The 20704-nt window shown below is 64.6% G+C and carries 18 protein-coding genes and 1 pseudogene; 5 read left to right on the forward strand and 14 right to left on the reverse strand.

Annotated elements, in window-relative coordinates; all coding sequences use genetic code 11:
- Nucleotides 1–86 precede the first annotated feature (86 nt).
- Nucleotides 87–983 (forward strand): annotated as a pseudogene (locus QCE69_RS31640) (IS3 family transposase); the annotation flags it as partial.
- Nucleotides 984–1019: 36 nt separating this feature from the next.
- Here QCE69_RS31640 and QCE69_RS31645 read toward each other — a convergent pair.
- The 7 genes from QCE69_RS31645 to norR form a co-directional block, all read right to left on the reverse strand.
- Nucleotides 1020–1835, reverse strand: coding sequence for a c-type cytochrome (locus tag QCE69_RS31645; RefSeq protein ID WP_309934864.1), 816 nt, complete (start codon nucleotides 1833–1835; stop codon nucleotides 1020–1022).
- Nucleotides 1832–3457 (reverse strand): b(o/a)3-type cytochrome-c oxidase subunit 1, encoded by a 1626-nt coding sequence (locus QCE69_RS31650; RefSeq protein ID WP_309934865.1) that lies wholly within the window; start codon nucleotides 3455–3457, stop codon nucleotides 1832–1834. Before QCE69_RS31650 ends, QCE69_RS31645 begins: the two co-directional genes overlap by 4 nt.
- Nucleotides 3447–4013, reverse strand: a complete 567-nt coding sequence (locus tag QCE69_RS31655) for a cytochrome C oxidase subunit II (RefSeq protein WP_309926433.1) — start codon at nucleotides 4011–4013, stop codon at nucleotides 3447–3449. The genes QCE69_RS31650 and QCE69_RS31655 overlap by 11 nt, the downstream gene beginning before the upstream one ends.
- 18 nt (nucleotides 4014–4031) lie before the next feature.
- Entirely contained in the window at nucleotides 4032–4196 is a 165-nt protein-coding gene (locus QCE69_RS31660) for a hypothetical protein (protein WP_309820351.1), read from the reverse strand.
- 13 nt (nucleotides 4197–4209) lie between these two features.
- Nucleotides 4210–5490, reverse strand: a complete 1281-nt coding sequence (locus tag QCE69_RS31665; protein WP_409021250.1) for a c-type cytochrome — start codon at nucleotides 5488–5490, stop codon at nucleotides 4210–4212.
- A gap of 13 nt (nucleotides 5491–5503) precedes the next feature.
- Nucleotides 5504–6115, reverse strand: a complete 612-nt coding sequence (locus QCE69_RS31670; RefSeq protein ID WP_309935430.1) for a c-type cytochrome — start codon at nucleotides 6113–6115, stop codon at nucleotides 5504–5506.
- 395 nt (nucleotides 6116–6510) lie between these two features.
- Nucleotides 6511–8103: a nitric oxide reductase transcriptional regulator NorR gene (gene norR, locus QCE69_RS31675; RefSeq protein ID WP_309934867.1), complete on the reverse strand. Its 1593-nt coding sequence runs from the start codon at nucleotides 8101–8103 to the stop codon at nucleotides 6511–6513.
- A 112-nt stretch (nucleotides 8104–8215) separates the two neighbouring features.
- On the opposite strand from norR, the gene hmpA reads away from it, so the two are divergent.
- The 3 genes from hmpA to QCE69_RS31690 all read left to right on the forward strand — a co-directional run bounded on the left by hmpA (nucleotide 8216) and on the right by QCE69_RS31690 (nucleotide 10230).
- Nucleotides 8216–9397: an NO-inducible flavohemoprotein gene (gene hmpA, locus QCE69_RS31680; protein WP_309934868.1), complete on the forward strand. Its 1182-nt coding sequence runs from the start codon at nucleotides 8216–8218 to the stop codon at nucleotides 9395–9397.
- A 164-nt stretch (nucleotides 9398–9561) separates the two neighbouring features.
- The gene (locus tag QCE69_RS31685) at nucleotides 9562–9999 is read left to right on the forward strand and encodes a carboxymuconolactone decarboxylase family protein (RefSeq protein WP_309934870.1); all 438 of its coding nucleotides are present in this window, start codon (nucleotides 9562–9564) and stop codon (nucleotides 9997–9999) included.
- Nucleotides 10000–10089: 90 nt separating this feature from the next.
- A complete protein-coding gene (locus QCE69_RS31690; RefSeq protein ID WP_309820363.1) occupies nucleotides 10090–10230 on the forward strand; it encodes a hypothetical protein in 141 nt (46 codons plus the stop codon).
- 409 nt (nucleotides 10231–10639) lie between these two features.
- Here QCE69_RS31690 and oxlT read toward each other — a convergent pair whose 3' ends face one another.
- The 7 genes from oxlT to QCE69_RS31725 all read right to left on the reverse strand — a co-directional run bounded on the left by oxlT (nucleotide 10640) and on the right by QCE69_RS31725 (nucleotide 19404).
- Nucleotides 10640–11956 carry an oxalate/formate MFS antiporter gene (gene oxlT, locus QCE69_RS31695; RefSeq protein ID WP_309926439.1) on the reverse strand — a complete coding sequence of 439 codons (1317 nt, stop codon included), beginning with the start codon at nucleotides 11954–11956 and terminating at the stop codon, nucleotides 10640–10642.
- Between the two features lie 354 nt (nucleotides 11957–12310).
- Entirely contained in the window at nucleotides 12311–13711 is a 1401-nt protein-coding gene (locus QCE69_RS31700) for an OprD family outer membrane porin (protein ID WP_309934872.1), read from the reverse strand.
- A 232-nt stretch (nucleotides 13712–13943) separates the two neighbouring features.
- Nucleotides 13944–14927: an oligopeptide/dipeptide ABC transporter ATP-binding protein gene (locus QCE69_RS31705; RefSeq protein WP_309926444.1), complete on the reverse strand. Its 984-nt coding sequence runs from the start codon at nucleotides 14925–14927 to the stop codon at nucleotides 13944–13946.
- Nucleotides 14920–15915, reverse strand: a complete 996-nt coding sequence (locus tag QCE69_RS31710; protein WP_309934874.1) for an oligopeptide/dipeptide ABC transporter ATP-binding protein — start codon at nucleotides 15913–15915, stop codon at nucleotides 14920–14922. The genes QCE69_RS31705 and QCE69_RS31710 overlap by 8 nt, the downstream gene beginning before the upstream one ends.
- Nucleotides 15916–15918: 3 nt before the next feature.
- Nucleotides 15919–16809, reverse strand: a complete 891-nt coding sequence (locus QCE69_RS31715) for an ABC transporter permease subunit (protein WP_309926447.1) — start codon at nucleotides 16807–16809, stop codon at nucleotides 15919–15921.
- 10 nt (nucleotides 16810–16819) lie between these two features.
- Entirely contained in the window at nucleotides 16820–17740 is a 921-nt protein-coding gene (locus QCE69_RS31720; RefSeq protein ID WP_309934876.1) for an ABC transporter permease subunit, read from the reverse strand.
- A gap of 26 nt (nucleotides 17741–17766) precedes the next feature.
- Nucleotides 17767–19404 carry a peptide ABC transporter substrate-binding protein gene (locus tag QCE69_RS31725; protein ID WP_309934878.1) on the reverse strand — a complete coding sequence of 546 codons (1638 nt, stop codon included), beginning with the start codon at nucleotides 19402–19404 and terminating at the stop codon, nucleotides 17767–17769.
- Nucleotides 19405–19794: 390 nt separating this feature from the next.
- On the opposite strand from QCE69_RS31725, the gene QCE69_RS31730 reads away from it, so the two are divergent.
- On the forward strand, nucleotides 19795–20697 hold the full coding sequence (locus QCE69_RS31730) for a LysR substrate-binding domain-containing protein (protein ID WP_309934880.1): 903 nt from the start codon (nucleotides 19795–19797) through the stop codon (nucleotides 20695–20697).
- Nucleotides 20698–20704: the final 7 nt, after the last annotated feature.

The raw sequence follows: 20704 nt of genomic DNA on the forward strand, positions 1-20704 counted from the left end.
GCATAAAGGCCGGATAGAGAGCTGCGACCCATCCTGTCAATCTGAACACACGAAAGCTGTTGCAAAACGGGACGCGTTCATAGAGACCTCCTGTGAAGTTCGCCTGGATTGACACGCAGTGCCGGCAATATCCCGTGTTGGCGCTGTGCGAGGTCCTTGGCGTAAGCGTTAATGGCTATCGCGCCTGGAAGCGCGGCGGCACGCCCGAGCGTCAGCGGCTGACCGATGCGCAGTTGCTCACGTTGATTCGGACGATTCACGCCGAGGTCAAAGGCGCGTACGGTTCGCCGCGCATGACCGAAGAGGTTCGCTCTCGCGGCTTCCCAGCCAGCAAGGCACGGGTAGAGCGGTTGATGAGCGCCAACGGTATTCGAGCCCGCCACAAGCGCCGTTACCGCGTAACAACCGATTCCCGGCACAAGTTGCCGGTCGCGCCGAACGTGTTGAATCGCAACTTCGCGCCGGCCGGGCCCAATCAGGTGTTCACCTCGGACATCACGTACATCTGGACCGACGAAGGTTGGCTGTACTTGGCCGTCACGCTGGACCTGTTCAACCGGGAGGTCGTGGGCTGGTCTGTCAAGCCGCGCATGACCACGGAACTCGTTATCGACGCGCTGACGATGGCATGGTTCCGCCGTCGGCCCGCGCCTGGCGCGCTGCATCACTCGGATAGGGGCAGTCAATACGCCAGCCACGACTTCCAGCGCAAGCTCAACTCGTACGGCATGCAATGCTCCATGAGCCGCAAAGGCAGTTGCTGGGATAACGCGCCGACGGAAAGCTTCTTTAACAGTCTGAAGAACGAGCGAGTGCATGGCACGAGGTACCGCACGCAACGCGAAGCCGTCGCGGACTTGTTCGAATACATCGAAGTGTTTTATAACCGCAGTCGTCGTCATTCATCGCTTGGCTTCGTGTCGCCAACCCAGTTCATGCAAGACTGGGGTGTGGCTCAGCGGACAAGGGATGCGGCTGCATAACCCGGGGCCTCTGGAAGGCGAAAAACCGAGGGAACCTCACTGCCCAGATCTGACCTTTTCCAGCTCCCGCGCGTAATACATCGCCGCCGCATCAATCTCCTCGGCGGTCATGTTGCGCGCCACGTTCCGCATGACGCCATCGATATCATTGGTCCGCGCCCCGCTCGCGAACGCCAGCAACTGCGACTTCGTATAAGCCGCCGGCAGACCATCGAGCCAGGGACTTCCCGCCTTGCTGTCGATGCCGCCATGACACACCGCGCACGGCGCCACATTCCGCATCGGCGCTCCGTGCGCGACGATCGCCGGCGCACGCGCATCGCTCACCTTGCGCTGCGCCGACGGTCGCGGCAGACTCGCGTAATACGCCGCGAGATCGCGCATGTCCTGATCGCTCAGGTTCATCGCCATCGGCGACATCACCGCGTTGCTGCGCGCGCCCTTCTGAAAATCGATCAACTGCTTGTAGATCACCGCCGCATACTGGCCCGCCAGATTCGGCGAGTTCGCATCGCTCATGCCGCGCTCGCCATGACACATCGTGCAGCGCAAGGCCAGCGTCGCGCCTCGTCCGATGGAATTCGAACTGACCGTCGCGAGCAGTTGCGGCGTCATCTCGACGCTCGTCAGCTTCGCCTCCGGCTCGACGATCACGCCTCCCGCGTACCAGCTGCGCGGCACGCCCGCCGCGCTGCAGATGGCGTTCCAGATGCCGCTGAACTGCGCATCGCGCTGCACCGAAGGCAGCCACACGAAGCCGATCAGCGCCGCCACGATGGCGATGCCAATCGTCCCCAGCACGCTGACCGTGAACCAGCGGTTGCGAAAGGTGAAGAGGCGTTCGTCGCTCATCGCGCGGCTCCGATGGGCACGGCGGGCACCGACGTGTCGGAGCGCGCGAGCAGTTGCGCGATCGGATAGCCGTAGTTGACGAGCGTGAGCCCGATCATCAGCGTGAGCCACAGGGCAAAGCTGTTCAGCGCCACCGGAATGCTGCTCGGCTCATGCACCGCGCGGCTGAAGCGGAACGGCTCGATCGTGGCGCGCGGCGTGCGATGCGCCTTCACCAGCACGATGAAGAACAGCACCGCCGACACCAGCAGAATCAGCGCGCCCACCACCGAGATCACCACGGACAGCGCCTGCGCCGCGATCTCCGGATCGCTGTAGTCATAGAAGGCCATGCGTCGCGGCATGCCCAGCAGGCCGACGAAATGCCACGGGAACGTCAGCACGATCATGCCGATGAACCACAGCCACAGTTGCCAGCGCATCAGCTTCGGATGCAGCAGCGGCCGCCCGGTCAGATGCGGCCACAGATCGTAGGCAATCACGAAGTACATGATGACGATCGCCCCGCCGAAAATCAGGTGGAAGTGCCCGGTCACCCACTGCGTGTTGTGAATCGTCGAATCGAGCTGGTAGCTCATGTTGATGAGGCCGCCCGCGCCGCCAAAGCCGAGCATCACGAACGAAAACGCCACGGCCAGCATCATCGGATTGTCCCAGGGTAGCGCCTTCAGCCAGCCCAGCGGGCCGCGTCCGCCGCGCAGCCGCGCCGCGATCTCCACCGACGCGCAGATCGTGAACACGGTCAGCAGCGTCGGCACGGCGACGAGCGCGGTGAACACCGAATGCATGAACTTGAAGCCCGATCCCACTTGCGGATCGGCGAACAGGTGATGGATCCCGATCGGCATCGACACCACGAGGAACAGGATGAACGAGATGCGCGCCATGGCATCGCTGTACAGACGGCCGCCGACCGCGCGCGGGATGATCGTGTAGTACGCCACGTAGGCGGGCACCAGCCAGAAATAGACGATGGCGTGCAGCGTCCACGAGAAGAAGATGCGAGCGAGGCCGGCATCGATGGTCGTCTTCCAGCCGAAGGCCACCGGCAGGATCAGGAACAGCACTTCGATCGCCGCGCCCACCGCGGTCCAGCCCCACAGATAGGCGCCCGCGACGGTCGCGAACATCGCGAGCGGCACCGGCTTGCCGCGGTTCTCGCGCTTCCACGCCGCGAGGTTCACCGACATCAGCGCAACCCACACCCACGAGCCCACCACGACCAGTACCACGCCGATGTAATAGAAGACATTGCCGATCATCGGCGGATAGAAGGTGTAGAGGACCGAAGCCAGACCCATCGCCACCGGTATGGTTGCCGTGACCGCGCCCGCTGCTACCAGCCAGAAGCCCAGCCACGCCCAGCGCAAACCCGCGAGCGGACGCTTCAGCGCCAGTTCGCTGACGGCATAGCCGAAGCCCATCGCCACGAGCGTCGGAAAGGCATAGCCCATCACGGTGCCGTGCTCCGTCACCGAGCGGTAGTACAGCTCCGGATTCTGCAGCCACGGATGCAGTGGACTGCGCACCAGCATCTGCCATGCGCCGAGCAGGAGCGCGATGCCGAAGGCGCCGAACGCCAGCCAGAAATGCGCGAGGACGAGCCGCTTGCTATTGAACACAGGACACTCTCCGCGAACGGGCCGGCAGCTTGGCGGCCCTCTCCATGAACTCGGCGCGATCGATCACCTTCACGTGCGCCCACATGTTCTGATGCCCGGTGCCGCAGTACTCGTGGCAGGGCATCAGATGATCGCCGGTCGTCTCGAAGGTCGTCTTGAAGGTCGAGACATAACCCGGTTCCAGCATCGAATTGATGTTGGTGCCGGTGATCAGGAAGCCATGTACGACGTCCGCCGCCGTCGCGCGGAACGTCACCGGCACGCCCGCCGGCACCACCAGGCATTGCGGCGTGAACGAATACTGCTGCGCGACGATGCGCACCGTCACCGAACCATCCGCCTCCGGCGCGCTGCCCAGATTGCTCTCGATGAATTCGCCCGACACGCCGAGCGTCTCCGGCCGCACGGTCTCGACCCGCGACGGCGGCATCATCGCCCAGTGCAGGCCGGTGTAGACGACCATCCCGACCAGCAGCACGGCGATCGCGAGGACGAGGATCGCCCAGCGCCGCTCCACGCGTTCGGCAATGTCATGCGAGCTTGGATCGATGGCCATATGCGAAGTCTGGATGAATCACCGGATCACGCCGCGCGGCAGGAACACGGCGAAGTAAAAAACGAACCACATGCCGATCACGATCGCAGTCGAGATACCGGCCAGCACGATTGCGCCGCTCGGGCCGCGCTTCACAATCTCGTCGAGCTTCGCGTCTTCCTCGGCGTTCGGGTCTTCGTTCATGGTCGTCAGGGTTCTAGTAAAGCGGCGCCGAGCGCAGTTCGTTCACGTCCTTCACCGTCACCGGCGCGCCCTGGTTGCCCCATGCGGTGCGGATGTAGGTCACCACCGCCGCCACCTCGACATCGGACAGCGCTTGCGCGAACGGCGGCATGCCATACGGCTTCGGATTCTTGAACGTGCCAGGCGGATAACCGCCGTTCAGCACCATGCGGATCGGGTTCACGGCCGAGTTCATCACGATCGACTGATTGTTCGCGAGCGGCGGAAAATCCGGCGGCTTGCCCTCGCCGCGCGCGGCGTGGCACTCGGCACATTGGGCGTCGTAGATCTTCTTGCCGAGCGGCGCGAGACTCGTCTGCTGCTCCATCACCGCCGGTCCGGGCGGCGCGGACTTGTCGCCGGAACGCGCGGGCAGCGCCTTCAGATAGACGGCCATCGCGCGGACGTCGTCCTCGCTCAGATACTGGAGGCTGTCGTACACCACTTCGGCCATCGGGCCGTACACCGCGCCGCGACGACTCACGCCCGCATGCAGCAAACCGACGATGTCGTCCATGCTCCAGTCGCCGAGGCCTGCCTCCCGGTTCGAGGTCAGCGAAGGCGCGTACCAGTTCTGGATCGGGATCAATCCGCCCTCGAATGCCTTGGAGCTCACGTTGCCGCCGAGTGCGTTGATCGCGGTGTGGCACATCGAGCAATGTCCGAGTCCTTCGACCAGATACGCGCCGCGATTCCATTCCGCCGATTGCTTCGGGTCGGGCCGGTACTCGCCCTCCCTGAAGAACAGCGAGCGCCAGCCAAACAGCAGTTGCCGCTTGTTGAACGGAAAGCGCAGTTCGTGCGGCCGGTTCGGCTGGTGCACGGGCGGCGTCGACATCAGGAACGCGTAGATCGCGTCGGAATCGGCGCGCGTGACTTTCGTGTAGGACGTGTACGGCATCGCCGGATAGAGCAGCGAGCCGTCGCGCGACTTGCCGTCGTGCATCATCCGGTAGAACTCGTCGGCGCTCCAGCCGCCGATGCCCGTCTCCCGGTCCGACGAAATGTTGGGCGTGAAGAGCGTGCCGAACGGCGTGTCCATCGGCCGGCCGCCGCCGAAGGTCCGGCCGGCGGGCAGCGTATGGCACGCGATGCAATCGCCCGCGCGCGCCAGATACTCGCCGCGCTTGATCGTCTCCGCGCGGTCCTGCGCATGGACCTGCCTCAACGGTGCCAGCAGCAACACCGCCCATGCCGCCCATGCCGCCAGTAGAACCGCGACGGTCAGCGCTCCGGAGGGTCGAAATCGGCGCACGTCGGGGTCCTCGTCAGTGGGGAACGCTGCCGCAGGCGAGCGGCATCGTGAGCGAACCGGCCGCCACCGGCGCCGGATCAGCCGGCGCGGGCAGCGAGGCCAGGTACGCGGCGATCCCGGTGATGTCGCGATCGGAGAGCAGCTTGGCGATCTGGCCCATGCAATCGGGCGCGGCCGTGGTGCGGGTGCCGTAGCGCCATGCGCCCAGTTGCGCGCTCAGATAATCGGCATGCAGGCCCAGCAGGCCGGGGATGGCAGGTTCCATGCCGGTCATCGCCGGGCCGTGGCAGCTGATGCAGGCAGGCACGCTGCGCACCGGATCGCCTTTCGTGACCAGCGACCTGCCCAGTTCGAGCGTTTTTGCATCGACACTGACGGGCGCCGGCGGCGGGAACGGCGGACGCTCGCCCGCGAAGTACGCGGCAATCTCCTTCAGATAGGCATCCGGAAGATAGGCGAGCAGGTAATTCATCGGCGGATATTTGCGCCGGCCGTCGCGGAAGGCGAGCAACTGGTTGTACAGGTAGCCGGCAGGCTTGCCGGACAGGCGCGGGAAATAGTCGTTGTCCGTGCCCTCGCCGTGCGCGCCGTGGCAGGCGGCGCAGCCCATCACGCGGGCCTGCATGGTGTCCGGCGCGCGCTCGGTGGCCGGCGCGTCCGCGGCGAACGCCCCGCTGCCGAAACACAGCAAGAGTGCGCACACGATGAACGTGCTGAGCTTCGCCGCGTCTGTCACGTTCTGCACGTAACCCCCGGTTGTCGAAATGCCGTGTTCGAAATGCCGTTGTCGATACGCCGCGCGGGACAGGCCCGCATCCGGCACGCTGCTTCAAGGCACTGCAGTGAACATGCTGTCGATGGGTTGCGTCAGGCTGTTCTGATACTAGAAGACAGCGCCCGCTTTTCCCAGCACCGGGATTGTCTCAATGCGCGCGCACGCCGCGTGGCGGGCACGAGCGCGTTTCTTGATCTAAAGCAATCTATTCAATATTTTCGGGATAGGCAAAGAGCCGGCCGCGCTCACTTGAGCCCAAGGCGCTTCGCGAGACGATTCAGGTTGGCCCGATCCAGACCCAGCTCGCGGGCCGCGGACGCCCAGTTCTGCTCATGACGCCTGAGCGTATCGAGGATCAGCGCGCGTTCGTAGGCGCTCACCACTGCACGAAAGTCCGTGCCGCTTGCCGACAGCGGCGGCGGCGCGGCGGACGCCTGCGTCGGGGCGGCATCGCCGTTGAGCGCGAGATCGGCGGCGCTGAGCGTCAGGATGCGCGGACGCTCGCGGTGCGACGCCAGCGCCTTCAACGCGCTCCGGCCGATCAGATGCTCCAGTTCGCGCACGTTTCCCGGCCAGCGATAGGCCAGCAGCGCGGCCTGGGCGTCGGCGGCGAGGCGCAGACTCAGCAGGCCGAGACGCGAACGGTTTTCCTCGAGGAAGAAGCCGGCCAGCAGCAGCACGTCGCGGCCGCGCTCGCGCAGCGCCGGCACGACCAGCGGATAGACCGACAGCCGGTGATACAGGTCCGCGCGGAACCGCCCTTCGCGCACTTCTTCGGCGAGATCGCGATTGGTCGCGGCGATCAGCCGTACATCCACCTTGTGTTCGCTGTCCGAACCGATGCGCTGCAACTGCCCGTTCTGCAGCACGCGCAGCAGTTTCGCCTGCACGGGCAGCGGCAGTTCGCCGACTTCGTCGAGAAAGAGGGTGCCGCCGTCGGCGAGTTCGAACTTCCCGCGCCGGTCCGACGACGCCCCCGAAAACGCCCCTCGCACATGCCCGAAGAGCTCGCTTTCGACGAGCGTATCCGGCAGCGCGGCGCAGTTGAGGCTGACGAGCGGCTTGTCGGCGCGCGGCGACAGCGCGTGAATCTCGCTCGCGACGAGTTCCTTGCCGACGCCCGTCTCGCCCGTCACAAGCACGGTGAGATCGCTCGAGGCGACGATCGCGATCTCCTCCAGCATCCGCCGATGCCGATCGCTGCCGCCGATCATCTCGCGCCGCTTCGGCCCGCCTGCCTGCCGGTAAGCCTCCGCGCGATGACGCTCCGCCTCCCTCGAACGCGCCAGCCGGTCGATGCGCCCCGCGACGCTCACCGTCGCCGCCGCAAGACTCAGAAACGCTTGCAGCGAGGCCATGTCGATGCCGTCGAAACGGGCGGGATCGAGCGCGTCGAGGGTCAGCAGGCCCCACGCGCGGCCATCGATCCACAGCGGGCAGCCCAGGCAGTCGTGCACCTCCAGATGGCCGCTCAAGCCCTTGACGAGGCCGTCATAGGGATCGGGAAGGTCGGAGCTGGCGGAGAAGCGTGTCGGCGCCTCGTGCGCAAGGATGCGCGCGAAACGCGGATGTTCGCTCACCCGGAAGCGCCGCCCGAGCGTATCGCCCGACAGACCGTCGATGGCGAGCGGCACGAGCGTGTCGCCGTCGAGCCGCAGGAGCGCGGTGGCGTCGCTCGGAAAAAGCGCGCGGGACGTATGCAGCAGACGCCGGTAGCGCTCGGTGTCCGGCATCTCGCTCGACAGATCCTCGATGAGCGGAACCAGCGCGTCGAGCAGCACGCGCGAAGTCATTGCGACTACGTCAGCAGTCTTTTTGACTAGAGTCGAATCGACCATATAAATCTTCAAAGCATTGATTTAACGACGATTCTACCTTGGCACAAAACCTGTATTGGAGTTTGCACAGACTTCCGATGCGCCATGCATCTTCATCAACGAGGAAAGAACCATGCTGTCAGCCGAACACCGTGCCATCGTCAAGGCAACCGTTCCCCTGCTCGAAAGCGGCGGCGAAGGGCTCACCACCCATTTCTACGCCCGGCTGCTCGCCGACTATCCCGAAGTCCGCCCGATGTTCAATCACGCGCACCAGGCGAGCGGCGCGCAACAGCGCGCGCTCGCCAACGGGGTGCTGATGTATGCGCGCCATATCGATGAACTGGAGAAGCTCGGCGGGCTCGTCGGCCAGATCATCCATAAGCACGTCGCGCTGAATATCCTGCCCGAGCATTATCCGATCGTCGGACGCTGCCTGCTCGCATCGATCCGGGACGTGCTCGGCGCGGAGATCGCCACCGATGCCGTCATCGACGCTTGGGCCGCCGCCTACGGGCAACTCGCCGATCTGCTGATCGGGCTCGAGGAAGGCATCTACAGCGAACGCGAACAGGCGCCCGGCGGCTGGCGCGGCACGCGGCGCTTCGTCATTGCCCGCAAGGAAAAGGAAAGCGACGAGATCACGTCGTTCTACCTGACGCCCGAAGACGGCGGCGCCCTGCTCGACTTCCGTCCGGGCCAGTACATCGGCTTGCGGGTGGTAATCGACGGCGAGGAAGTGCGTCGCAACTATTCGCTGTCGGCCGCGCCGGATGGCCGCGAGTACCGCATCAGCGTGAAGCGCGAGGCGAACGGCAAAGTCTCCGGCTTCCTGCACGAGCACAAGCACGCCGGCGACGTGCTCGAACTCTATCCGCCCGCCGGCCATTTCACGCTCGAACCCGGCGAGAAGCCGGTCGTGTTCATCAGCGGCGGCGTCGGCATCACGCCGACGCTCGCGATGCTGCACACCGCGCTCGTGACGCAGCGTCCGGTCACGTTCATTCATTCGGCGCGGCACGCCGGCGTGCATGCGTTCCGCGAGACCATCGAGACGCTGGCGGCGCGCCATCCGCAGCTCAAGCGCTTCTACTGCTACGAGCACGCGCGCGACGGCGATCATCCGGCGGACGGAATCGGTTTCGTCGACGAAGCCTTGCTCGACAAGTGGCTGCCCGCGGATCGCGACCTCGATGCCTATTTTCTTGGGCCCAAGCCCTTCATGAAAGCCGTGAAGAAGCACTTGAAGGCGCTTGGCGTGCCCGAGTCGCAGAGCCGTTATGAATTCTTCGGCCCGGCAGCGGCGCTCGACTGAACGCCTTGACGCGGGTGTTCGAAACCGCGGCGCAGCTCGCCGCGGTTTTTTTCGTCCGGCGAAGACTTCCACTGGTTACCCCATATTCCACAAACCGGCTATTTGAATAGGCCACCATCCGGCCTATTCTGAACCTGTCCAAACCCACAGCAAGGAGCAGCGCCATGGAATCCCGTCTCGACTTCTACAAGGCCAATCCCGCCGCTATCAAGGCCCTCGTTGGCGTGGAAGAGCGCATCGGCAAATCCGCGCTCGATAAGTCCCTGACCCATCTGGTGCGCCTGCGCGCGTCGCAAATCAACGGCTGCGCGTTCTGCGTCGACATGCACACCACCGATGCCCGCAAGGGCGGCGAGACGGATCGCCGTCTTGCGACCGTCGTGGTATGGCGCGAGACGCCGTTCTTCACGGATCGCGAACGCGCCGCGTTCGAATGGACCGAAGCACTGACGCTGGTCTCGCACGACCATGTGCCGGACGCCGTCTGGCAAGCCGTGAAGCCGCATTTCAGCGACGAGGAAATCGTCGACCTGACGCTGCTCGTAACCGCGATCAATGCATGGAACCGTTTCGCCATCAGCTTCCGCAAGCTGCCCGCCTGACGCGCCCGGCCCACTTTGACGATCCGGGCGTCGCAATGTGACTATGATGGCAGGCACCTTCCATGAACATGGCGCCCTGCCCATCTGATCGTGAATCTTCGTTCTCTTCGCCTCGCCGTCCTGGTCATCGCCGCGTCACTCGCGCTCGGCGGCTGCGGTCTGTTCGGCTGCGGCGGCGTGGCCACCAACGGCGGCGGCTTCGGCGGTTGCAGCGTCGGCACGCGCTTCTGAGGCTTCTCCCTCATTCGGCAGGGCTCGCATTGAGCCCGCGAAGCGGCGTCCTTCCCCACGGGAGCAGGGTTTTCCGGCAAGCCGTTCCCGCCGACACTGTCTCCAACCACCCGTTTGGAGAAAATCATGGACGCTGACCTCGCTCTCGCCCTCTTCGCATGCGCTTCACTGGCATCGGCACTGAGCTTTCCGGCGTGGCTTGCCATGATCGAACGGCGCACGCCACGGTACGTCACAGTCACGGCTGCCGTCCGGCTGACGAGATAAGAGAGCGAGGAGACCATCCGCCGGCGGCTGCACAACACGCGCAATCGCAATCGGCCTGCGGGCCGCCTCGTCAGTCGCAAGCCGCGAAACGCGCGAGCTCGATAACAATAAAACGGGCGACACGCCGGGTCGCCCGTCCTGGTCACTCCTTCATGGCAGGCGTATAAGGCAGATCCAGTGCCGCCGCGCGCGCATGCCGCACCGTATGCGCCTGACGCATCGGCTTCAGCACGAAGAGCGCAAGCAGCGCCGAGAGCGCCGCCATCCCCGCCGCGAGCATGAACACGGCGTGCCAGCTTCCGGTCATCGACGTGATGACGCTCGAAAATGGCACCAGCAGCGCAGCCGTGCCCTTGGCCGTATAGAGCAGCCCTGCATTGGTCGCCGCGAACTTCGGGCCGAAGGTGTCGCCGCAGGTCGCCGGGAACAGGCTGTAGATCTCGCCCCAGGCGAAGAACACGATGCCGGTCAGCACCACGAAGGCCACCGGACTCTGTCCATAGCGCGACAGCGCAACGATGCCCACCGCCTCGATGGCGAACGCGATGAACATCGTGTTCTCGCGCCCGATGCGGTCCGATACCCAGCCGAAGAAGGGTCGCGTGAGGCCGTTGAGCACGCGGTCGATGGTCAGCGCGAAAGTGAGCGCCGGCAGCGTCAGGCCGAGCAGCGAGACGGGTGAATCATGCAGGCCGAAGTCCTTCGCGATGGGACCGAGTTGCGCGGTGGCCATCAGGCCGCCTGCCGCCATCATCACGAACATCAGGTACATGACCCAGAAGATCGGCGAGGCCAGCACCTGCTTCGGGCTTGCGTTGTAGACGGCCGCCTTGACCGCGCTTTTCATGGAGGCAAGCAGTTGAACCGGCGGGGCATAGAGCGCCATGCCGAGCAGGAAGACCACGAGTCCCTGTCCCAGCCCGAACCACAGGAAGGTCGCTTCATAGCCGCTCGATTTGATCATGTGCGCGATGGGCACGACGGTCGCCGCCGATCCCATGCCGAAGCCCGCCGCCGTGATGCCCGCCGCCAGCCCGCGCCGCGCCGGAAACCACTTCAGCGCATTGCCGACGCAGGTGCCGTACACCGCGCCCGCGCCCACCCCGCCGACGGCCGCCGCGAAATAGAGCAAGGGCAGCGAAGACGCCACCGAGTTGAGCGCCCAGGCAATCGCGCAGAGCAGACCGCCGCCCACGACGACCGGACGCGGACCGTATTTGTCGACCAGATAGCCTTCCACCGGAACGAGCCAGGTCTCGGTCACGACGAAGATCGTGAACGCCACCTGAATGGCGGCGCGGCCCCAGTGATACTTCTCATCGATCGGATTGACGAAGAGCGTCCAGCCATATTGCATGTTGGCGATCATCGCCATGCAGATCACGCCGAAAACCAATTGCACCCACGGCGAAGCGAGACGCGAGGTCCTGCCTTCGCGGTCCATCTGGTCCGTTCCCATGCCTGTCTCCTTGGCAATCATGCCTTGTGTATGCGTGCGCCGATCGGCGCCTCTCGCGGCATGAGCAGCGTCGCCGCATATACACAGTATTTGATATATCAAGTAAGTCAAGCGAAAGAAACGACCGGGTTTTCACGGAGAAAACCGGGCATCGTAAGCGCTTGAAAGCTGGAGGAGAGGCAGAACGAAGGGCAAAAAAAAACCCGGCAGAGACAGCCCTGCCGGGCGATGAGCGTGGGCGAGACATGGCAATCCGCAACACGCCCTCTCTTTATATTGAAAGATAAACGTAATGTAAACGGAAATTTATGTAGGGTTTACGATCCGGCCGGTTTCGCCTGTTCCTGGAAGCCGTCAGAACACGTTCACCGGCACGTTCACCATCAGTCGATACACGTCGCTCGTGCCGTCCGGATAATACGGGCTGTTGCTGTGGTGGTGCATGTAATAGAACTTGATCGACGTGTTCTTCAGCTTGCCGCTTGGCACCGTGTAGCTCGGAATCACGCCCACTTCGTAGTGCGTGCCCTGGATCGGCGTGCCGTTGATGCGGTATGCCGCGGCCTGCGCGCTGGTGCCGTTGGCCATCGCGCTGCCGTCCGCATCCCAGCCATATGCGCCCCACACCGCGACCTTGAGACCCGGCACGCCGTAGTGCTTCATGTCGAGCGTATAGGTGAGACTCAAGGACTTTTCATGCGGCTGGTTGTAGTCGACATCCAGCGAGTTGGACAAGTAGTCGCCCGCGGACTGCCCCATGTAGTCGAACCTCTGATCGCTCACGATCTGCTGATACGCCACCTGCACCGTATGCGCGCCGTGCGTACCCGACAATGCCAGCGAGTAGGCATTGTTGGTGATCGCGCCCTGCCGCTGGTCGCCGATCGAACCCGTGTAGTAGTAGTTCAGCGCGCCCGTCCAGCGTATCGAGGCGGGATCGCCGATGCTGTGCGTCGCATTCAGGTAGTACTGTTGCCACACGTCGTTGGCAATGCCGCCCCATAGCGAGACGGCCGTGTCGTCGCCATGGGTCCAGTCGCCGCCGAAGAAGCTGAAGCGCGAGATATGCGTGCCGCCGTATTCGGTCGTGAGTCCGGTGACGCTCGTCATGCCGCGCGCAAGCACGGCGTCCACCGTGCCGGCCTTGAGCGTCAAGCCCCTGATCTCATCGCTCTCCAGCGAGAAGCCGCGATACGTCGGCGGCAGCGAGCGGTTGTCGTGCGGCACGAGGAACGGATCGTCGAAGAGTTGCTGACCGTATTTGAGCACGGTGTTCGAGACGCGCGCCTTCACGTCCCACACGCCGGGATAAGCCCACGCCAGTTGTCCCGATCCGCCGCCGTCCGTGCCGAGGTGCACGCGGTTGCCCGCGCCCTCCCCGCCATTGAACTTGAATGCGCCGAACAGGGAGACGTCGCCGCCCAGTCCGATCAGCCCCTTCGTATAGCCCGACTCGAACACGGCCTGTGCGCCCAGCACCGATGCATCCTTCTTGCCGCTGCCCTTCAGGTCGTCATGCTCGGTGTAGGACCGCAGCAGCAGGTTGAAATGCGAGTCCTCGATCAAGCCGTTCGACTTCGCCTGGCTGCTCATGGGCGCATCGGCTTCCGTATGCGGCGGCGATGCGGGCGGCGCTTCGGTGTGACGCGTCGAGGCGTCGGCATCGGTTTCATCGGCATGAGAGGTAGCGGCGGCGGCCATGAAACCGCTGCACAGCAGAATCGACAGCGCGATTGATCGCTTTTGTTTTTTCATTAGAAAGATCTCCACGAATTGATGCAACGCTCGACTGCGCGCACAGAAAAATCAGGATGCAGAACACCCCGCCCGCAGATCGGCAAGGTCTGGGCGTACGGACAGGATCGGGTGAAGCGGCAGGCCGGCCAGGTCGGCTACACCGGCCTTTCGCTATAGGGCGTGGATTGGGCGACTCATGCGGGTGGACGCGTCCTCGCTATCGAAGGGTTGCAGTGAAAGCGCACGTCCGTCATGCGAACAGACAAGCTACTGAGGCATCGCCGCCGAGCGGGCGCAGCGCGGGCACCTCGTGCGCGCAGCGCGCCTGCGCCATCGGGCAGCGCGTGCGGAATACGCAGCCCGAAGGCGGATCGATGGGACTGGGGATATCGCCCGGCAGGATCTCCACGGTGCGGGCACGCTGGATCGCCGGATCGGGCACCGGCACGGCGGAGAGCAGCGCGCGCGTATAGGGATGGCGCGGCGTGTCGTAGAGCGCGTGCTTGCTGGCCAACTCCATCACGCGTCCGAGGTACATGACCATCACGCGATCGGAGATATGGCGCACCACGGCCAGGTCGTGCGCAATGAAGATCAGCGCGAGCTTCATCTCCTTCTGCAACGACCGGAGCAGGTTCACGATCTGCGCCTGAATGGAGACATCGAGCGCGGACACGGGCTCGTCGCAGATCACGAGCTTCGGCTCGACCACCAGCGCCCGCGCGATGCCGATGCGCTGACACTGGCCGCCGGAGAACTCGTGCGGATAGCGATTGATCATCTGCTCGCGCAGGCCGACGCGCGCCATCATCGCGCGCACGCGGGCGTCGATCTCGCGCTTGTGCATGCCCGGCCGATGCTCGACGAGCGGTTCGGCGATGATCTGCCCGACCGTCATGCGCGGATCGAGCGAGGCGAGCGGATCCTGAAAGATCATCTGCACGTTGGCGCGCAGCGCGTGCCATGCATGTTTCGACGCGTTCGCGAGCGGCGCGCCCATCCAGACGATCTCGCCGCCCGTGGCCGGAATCAGGTTGAGGATCGCGCGCGACAAGGTGGACTTGCCGCAGCCCGATTCGCCGACCACGCCAAGCGTTTCGCCGGCCTTGAGATCGAAGCTGACGCCATCGACGGCCTTCAGCGTGCGCTTCGCTGCCCACGGCAGGCGCTGCTTCGCCCCGACCTGAAAATGCACGCGCATCTCGCGTACGGAAAGCAGGCTGGCGTCAGACATGATTGATCTCTCCGAGGCGGGCATGCATCTGTTCGACAGGTCGATGGCACGCGCGCATCCCATGCAGGCCGATGCGCTGGAGCTCGGGCGCCACGCGCGCGCACTCATCGCTCGCGTCCGCGCAGCGCTCGTGAAACGGGCAACCCGCGAGCGGATGCGCCATGTTCGGCGGATTGCCCGGAATGCCGACCAGCTCGCCGCCGTCGTGGTCGAGCCTCGGCAGCGCGCGCAACAGACCGATGGTGTACGGATGCGAAGGCCGGGCGAAGAGCGTCGGCGCATCGCACTGTTCCATCACGCGGCCGCCGTACATCACCATCACCTGATCGCACACGCCGGCGACGACGCCCAGATCGTGCGTGATCAGCACGATCGACGTGCCGAAGTCATGCTGGAGCGTGCGCAGCAGTTGCAGGATCTGCGCTTGCACGGTGACGTCGAGCGCGGTGGTGGGTTCGTCGGCGAACAGGATCTCAGGCTCGCACAGCAGCGCCATCGCAATCATCACGCGCTGCCGCATGCCGCCCGAGAGTTCGTGCGGATACTGCCCGATGCGATGCGCCGCTTCCGGAATGCGCACCGCTTCGAGCATCGCGATGGCGCGCTTGCGTGCCTCGCGGCGCTTCAGGTTCTTGTGCAGTTCGAGCACCTCGGTCATCTGCCGTTCGATGGTCAGATACGGATTGAGCGAACTCATCGGGTCCTGGAAGATCATCGAAAGGCGATTGCCGCGGATGCGGTTCAGGCGCCGCCCGCTCATGCCGATGAGATCGTCGCCGCGATACAGCGCCTGGCCCATGGCCCGGCCGTTCTGCGCCAGCAGCCCGAGCATCGCGAGCACGCTCTGGCTCTTGCCCGAGCCCGACTCGCCAACGATGCCGAGCGTCGCGCCCGCCTCAAGCGTAAAGCTCACGCCGTTGACGGCGCGCACGGCGGCGTCGTGAGTCGCGAACTCGACCTGCAAGTCCTTCACTTCGAGTAGCGGCATGGCTCACCTGTCCTTCGGATCGAGCGCGTCGCGCAGCCCGTCGCCGACAAAGTTGATGCAGTAGAGCGTGACCGACAAGAGCGCCGCCGGACACAGCAGGATCCACGGCGACGCCTCCATCACGCCGACGCCGTCCTGGATCAGCACGCCCCAGCTGGTCATCGGTTCCTGCACGCCGAGGCCAAGAAACGACAGCACGGATTCGGTGAGGATCACGGCGGGCACGGTGACGGTCGTGTAGATCGCGACGATGCCGAGCAGGTTCGGCACCACGTGGCGCCGGATGATGCGCGCGGTCGGCACGCCGATCGCACGCGCTGCTTCCACGTACTCTTTCGAGCGGATCGAGAGCGTCTGGCCGCGCACGACGCGCGCCATGTCCATCCACGAGAACACCGTGATGGTGATGACGACGAGATAGAACTCGCGGCCGAGCAGCGTGACCATCAGGATGGCGATCAACAGGTACGGAATGGCATACATCATGTCGACGATGCGCATCATCGCGTTGTCCACGCGCCCGCCGACAAAGCCCGCCACCGCGCCCCACACGATGCCGAGCGTGACCGACGTGAGCGTGGCGAGCGCGCCGATCATCAGCGACACGCGTCCGCCGATCAGGCAGCGCACGAAGAGGTCGCGGCCGGTGTCGTCGGTGCCGAAGAAGTGCCAGTTGGCGAGCGTGGGCGGCGTGCTGGTGGCGTTCCAGTCGGTGGAATCGAAGGCGTTCGGCGACAGCCATGGCCCCGCGATGCACGCCAGCGTGATGACCGCGAGCAATGCGAGACTCACGACCGCCGCCTTGTTGCGCAGGAAACGCGTGCGCGCGTCCTGCCACGGACTGCGGCCCGCGACGGCCTGTTCGAGCGTCGAACCCAGCGATGCTGTTTTCATGGCGCGCCTCTCAGTAACGGATCTTCGGGTCGAGCCACGCATACGCGAGGTCGGCCAGCAGGTTGAGCAGCACGGCCACCGCCGTGACGAGCACCACGAGGCCCAGCACGAGCGTGTAGTCGCGATTGGCCGCGCCGTTCACGATCAGCTTGCCGATGCCCGGCAGCGAGAACACGGACTCCGTGACGACCGCCGCCGTGATCGATGAAATCGCCAGCGGGCCGATCACCGAGACGACCGGAATCAGCGTCGGCCTGAGCGCGTGGCGCAGCACGATCACGCGCAGCGGCAGGCCTTTCGCGCGCGCGGTGCGGATGTAGTGGGTGTTCAGCACTTCGATCAGGCTGGCGCGCGTCACGCGGCCGATGGTCGCGACGTTGATGGTGGCCAGCAGCGCGACCGGCAGCACCATGTAGCGCAACTCGAAGCCGTTCCAGCCGCCGGCCGGCAGCCACTTCAGCGCGATCGCGAACACGAGGATCAGCACCGGCCCGAGCACGAACGACGGGATCACGTTGCCCGCGTTGCCGACCAGCATCAGCGCGTAGTCGGCGAGGCTGTTGCGGCGCAGCGCCGCGACGACGCCCAGCGCCACGCCCGCGCCGATGGCAAGCAGCATCGACACGCCGCCGACCGCCAGCGAGACCGGCAGCGCGCGCAATACGAGGTCGTTGACGCTCCAGTCCGCGTAACGGAACGAGGCGCCGAGATCCCCGTGCAGGAGGCCGTCGAGATACAGCAGGTACTGCTTCCACAATGGCTCGCCGAGGTGATACTTCGCCTGCAGGTTGGCGAGCACGTCGGCGGACACCTTGCGCTCGCCATCGAACGGGCCGCCGGGCGTCGCGTGCAGCAGCAGATAGCAGACCGTGATGACGATCAGAAGCGTCGGCAGCGTGAGCAGCACGCGCCGCAATGTGTATGACCCCATGAGCGTTCCTCCGGTGCGTCAGGACTTCAATGCCTGACGATGTAGAGATCCTTGCTGGCGTAATGATCCATCGGATTCTTCAGCGAATAGCCGCCCACATAGCTTTTCACGAGGCGTGGCAGGCCGTATTGCAGCAGCGGCAGCATCGGGTAGTCGTCCATCACGAGTTTCGCCGCCTGGGTCTGCAGCTGCGTGCGCTTCGCGGTATCGGCGGTGGCGGCCGCTTCGCTGATGAGCGCATCGGCTTTCGGGTTGCAGTTGAAGTTGTCGTTCTGCGACGACTTGCACTGCACGAGCGTCAGGAAGGTCGTCGCGTCGTTGTAGTCGGCCACCCAGCCATTGCGGGCAATCTGGTAGTCGCCGTCATGGCGCTTCTTGAGCAGCACCTTGAATTCCATCGACTCGATGTCCATCGTCAGGCCCAGCTTCGTCTTCCACTCCGACGCCACGAAGATCGCCATCTTCTTGTTGTAGTCGCTCGTGTTCATCGCGAAGCGCAGCTTCGTGCCGGGCTTCACGCCCGCCTGATCGAGCAGCTTCTTCGCTTCCTCGACACGCTTCGTCATCGGCCATGCGGCCCACTCGTAGTTCGACACGTCCGCGCCGCTCACGCCCTTCGGCAGCAGGCCGAGCAGCGGCGTCTGCCCGTCCGCGGTCACGCGCCGCGCCAGCAGGTCGCGGTCGATCACCATCGACAAGGCCTGGCGCACGCGCACGTCCTTCAGCAACGGATCGCGATTGTTGAAGCTGTAGTAGCGCGTACCGAGAATCAGCGAGTTGCGGATGTCGCCCGGAAACTGCTTGCTGTAGGTCGCGTACGTGCCGGTGGGCAACTGGTAGGTCATGTCGTTGTCGCCGGACTGGAACATCTTGACGTCGGTGTTCTCGTCCTCGATCGGCAGATAGGTGACTTGCGTCAGCTGCACGTTCGCCTTGTCCCAGTATTGCGGATTCTTCGTCAGCACGAGCTTGCTGTTCACCTGCCAGTCCTTCAGCTGGAATGCGCCGTTCGTGACGATGTTGCCGGGCTTGGTCCATTCGCGGCCGTACTTCTCGATGGTCGCGCGGTGCACCGGTCCGAAGTTCGGATTCGACATCAGTTCCGGCAGGAACGGCACGGGGCCGGCGGTCTTCACCTCGATGGTGGCGGCATCGACGGCGCGGATGCCGAGCGTGCTCACCGGCTTTTTGCCCGCGACGATCTCCGCGCCGTTCAGGATGAACGGACCGAACACGCTCGCATACGACGAGGCGGTTTTCGGATCGAGAAAGCGCTGGCTGCCGTACACGAAATCGTTTGCGCTGACGGGCTCGCCATTGGACCAGCGGGCGTTGGCGCGCAAATGGAAGAGCCAGGTGGTCGCGTCCTTCTGCTCCCATTTCGCGGCGACGCCCGGCACGACCGCGCCGTCGCCATTGGTGGCCGTCAGGCTTTCGAAGAGATCGCGTGCGAGGTTCGCCGCGCCCACGGTTTCGACCAGCGCCGGATCCAGCGTCTCGACCTCCGAGCCGTTGTTGCGCACCAGCTCCTGTCTGGCGGCCAGCGTTACGCCGGGCGGCACGATGGCCGCCGTGGCGTTCCACGCACTGATAGCCAGCACGAGCGCCGCGCTGGCGGCGAGGCATGTGCGTTGAAGACGGGCACGAACGGCGATCGGTTTCATGGGCATTCCTGGGGTCCTTGTCTCGTGTTGTTGTGCTTGTTGTGTGTGTTGCGCCGGCCGGCGGATCCCGGCCGTTTATCTCTTTCGAGATAAACAATGAGGTTTCCGAATCAAGCGCATCACGCGGGCGATGCTTCACCGGGCGGGCTGTCACGCGGCGCCGGGCCGCTGCATTCATCTGCGGTTCAAGACTGGCGGCGAGTATTTCGCATCAATAAGCCAGATGCCACTCACATGTGCTTATAGTCACTAAATTTTTCGAATAGTCGTTCGAATTGTTGCAAAGGTGTCAATGAGCACGGCGGCACAGGGTTCCGGTCGAGGCGGCGCACGACGGTTTCCGCTAAGATCGGCGTCGCTTTCAACCGTCGCTTTCCAGCCGTACGCCAGATGATCCGTTTCCGCCAGATCGAGGCTTTCCGCAGCCTCATCATGACCGGCACCAGTGTCGGCGCAGCCCGCAAGCTGCATGTGACCCAGCCCGCGATCAGCCGCCTGATCGCCGATCTCGAAGCCGATCTCGGCTTCAGCCTGTTTTCCCGCATCGGCGGCCGGCTCAATCCGACCACCGCCGGCCTGCGCTTCTACAAGTCCGTCGAAGAGAACTTCCTGGGACTGGAGCGCCTCAAGCAGGTCGCCGCCATGATCCGCGAGGAAGCCTCGGACGGTCTGACCGTCGCCTGCATGCCGGTGCTTGCCACGACCCTGCTGCCGCCCGTGCTGCTCGGCTTCACCGGCGAGCATCCCGGCGTGCCCATCAAGGTCGATTCCGTGAAGGTGCCCGAGGTGCTCGTCAACCTGCAGAACCACAAGGCCGATGTCGCCTTGAGCCTGGCCTTTCCGGCGGTCGCGGGCATCGAGGTGGAGAGCCTGCTGAAGGCTCCCGCGGCCTGCGCGATGCCCGCCACGCACCGGCTCGCGAAAAAGAAGCTCGTGCGCCCTGCCGATCTGCGCGGCGAGAATCTGATCGGCTGGCTGCCGAATTCGCGCCAGCCCTACGAGGCCGAGCAATCGCTCATTTCGTCGACCGAGGACCGGCCGCGCTACACCGTCTTCACCGATACCGCGCATACCCGCTATGCGATGGTCGCGGGCGGACTGGGCGTGTCGATCGTCGAGCCCTTTGCGGCGAAAGTGTGGCGCGCGCATGGAGTCGTCGTGAGGCCGTTCGAGACCGACATCGAATACGAATACGTGATGTCGTATCCAAGCAGCGGCATTCGCTCGGATCTGGTGGGATCGTTCAGGAATGCCGTGAAACGGGTCGTCGAAGCGTATTCCTTCGACGACTGACGCGCGC

This window comes from Caballeronia sp. LZ032, assembly GCF_031451315.1.
Lineage (GTDB): Bacteria > Pseudomonadota > Gammaproteobacteria > Burkholderiales > Burkholderiaceae > Caballeronia.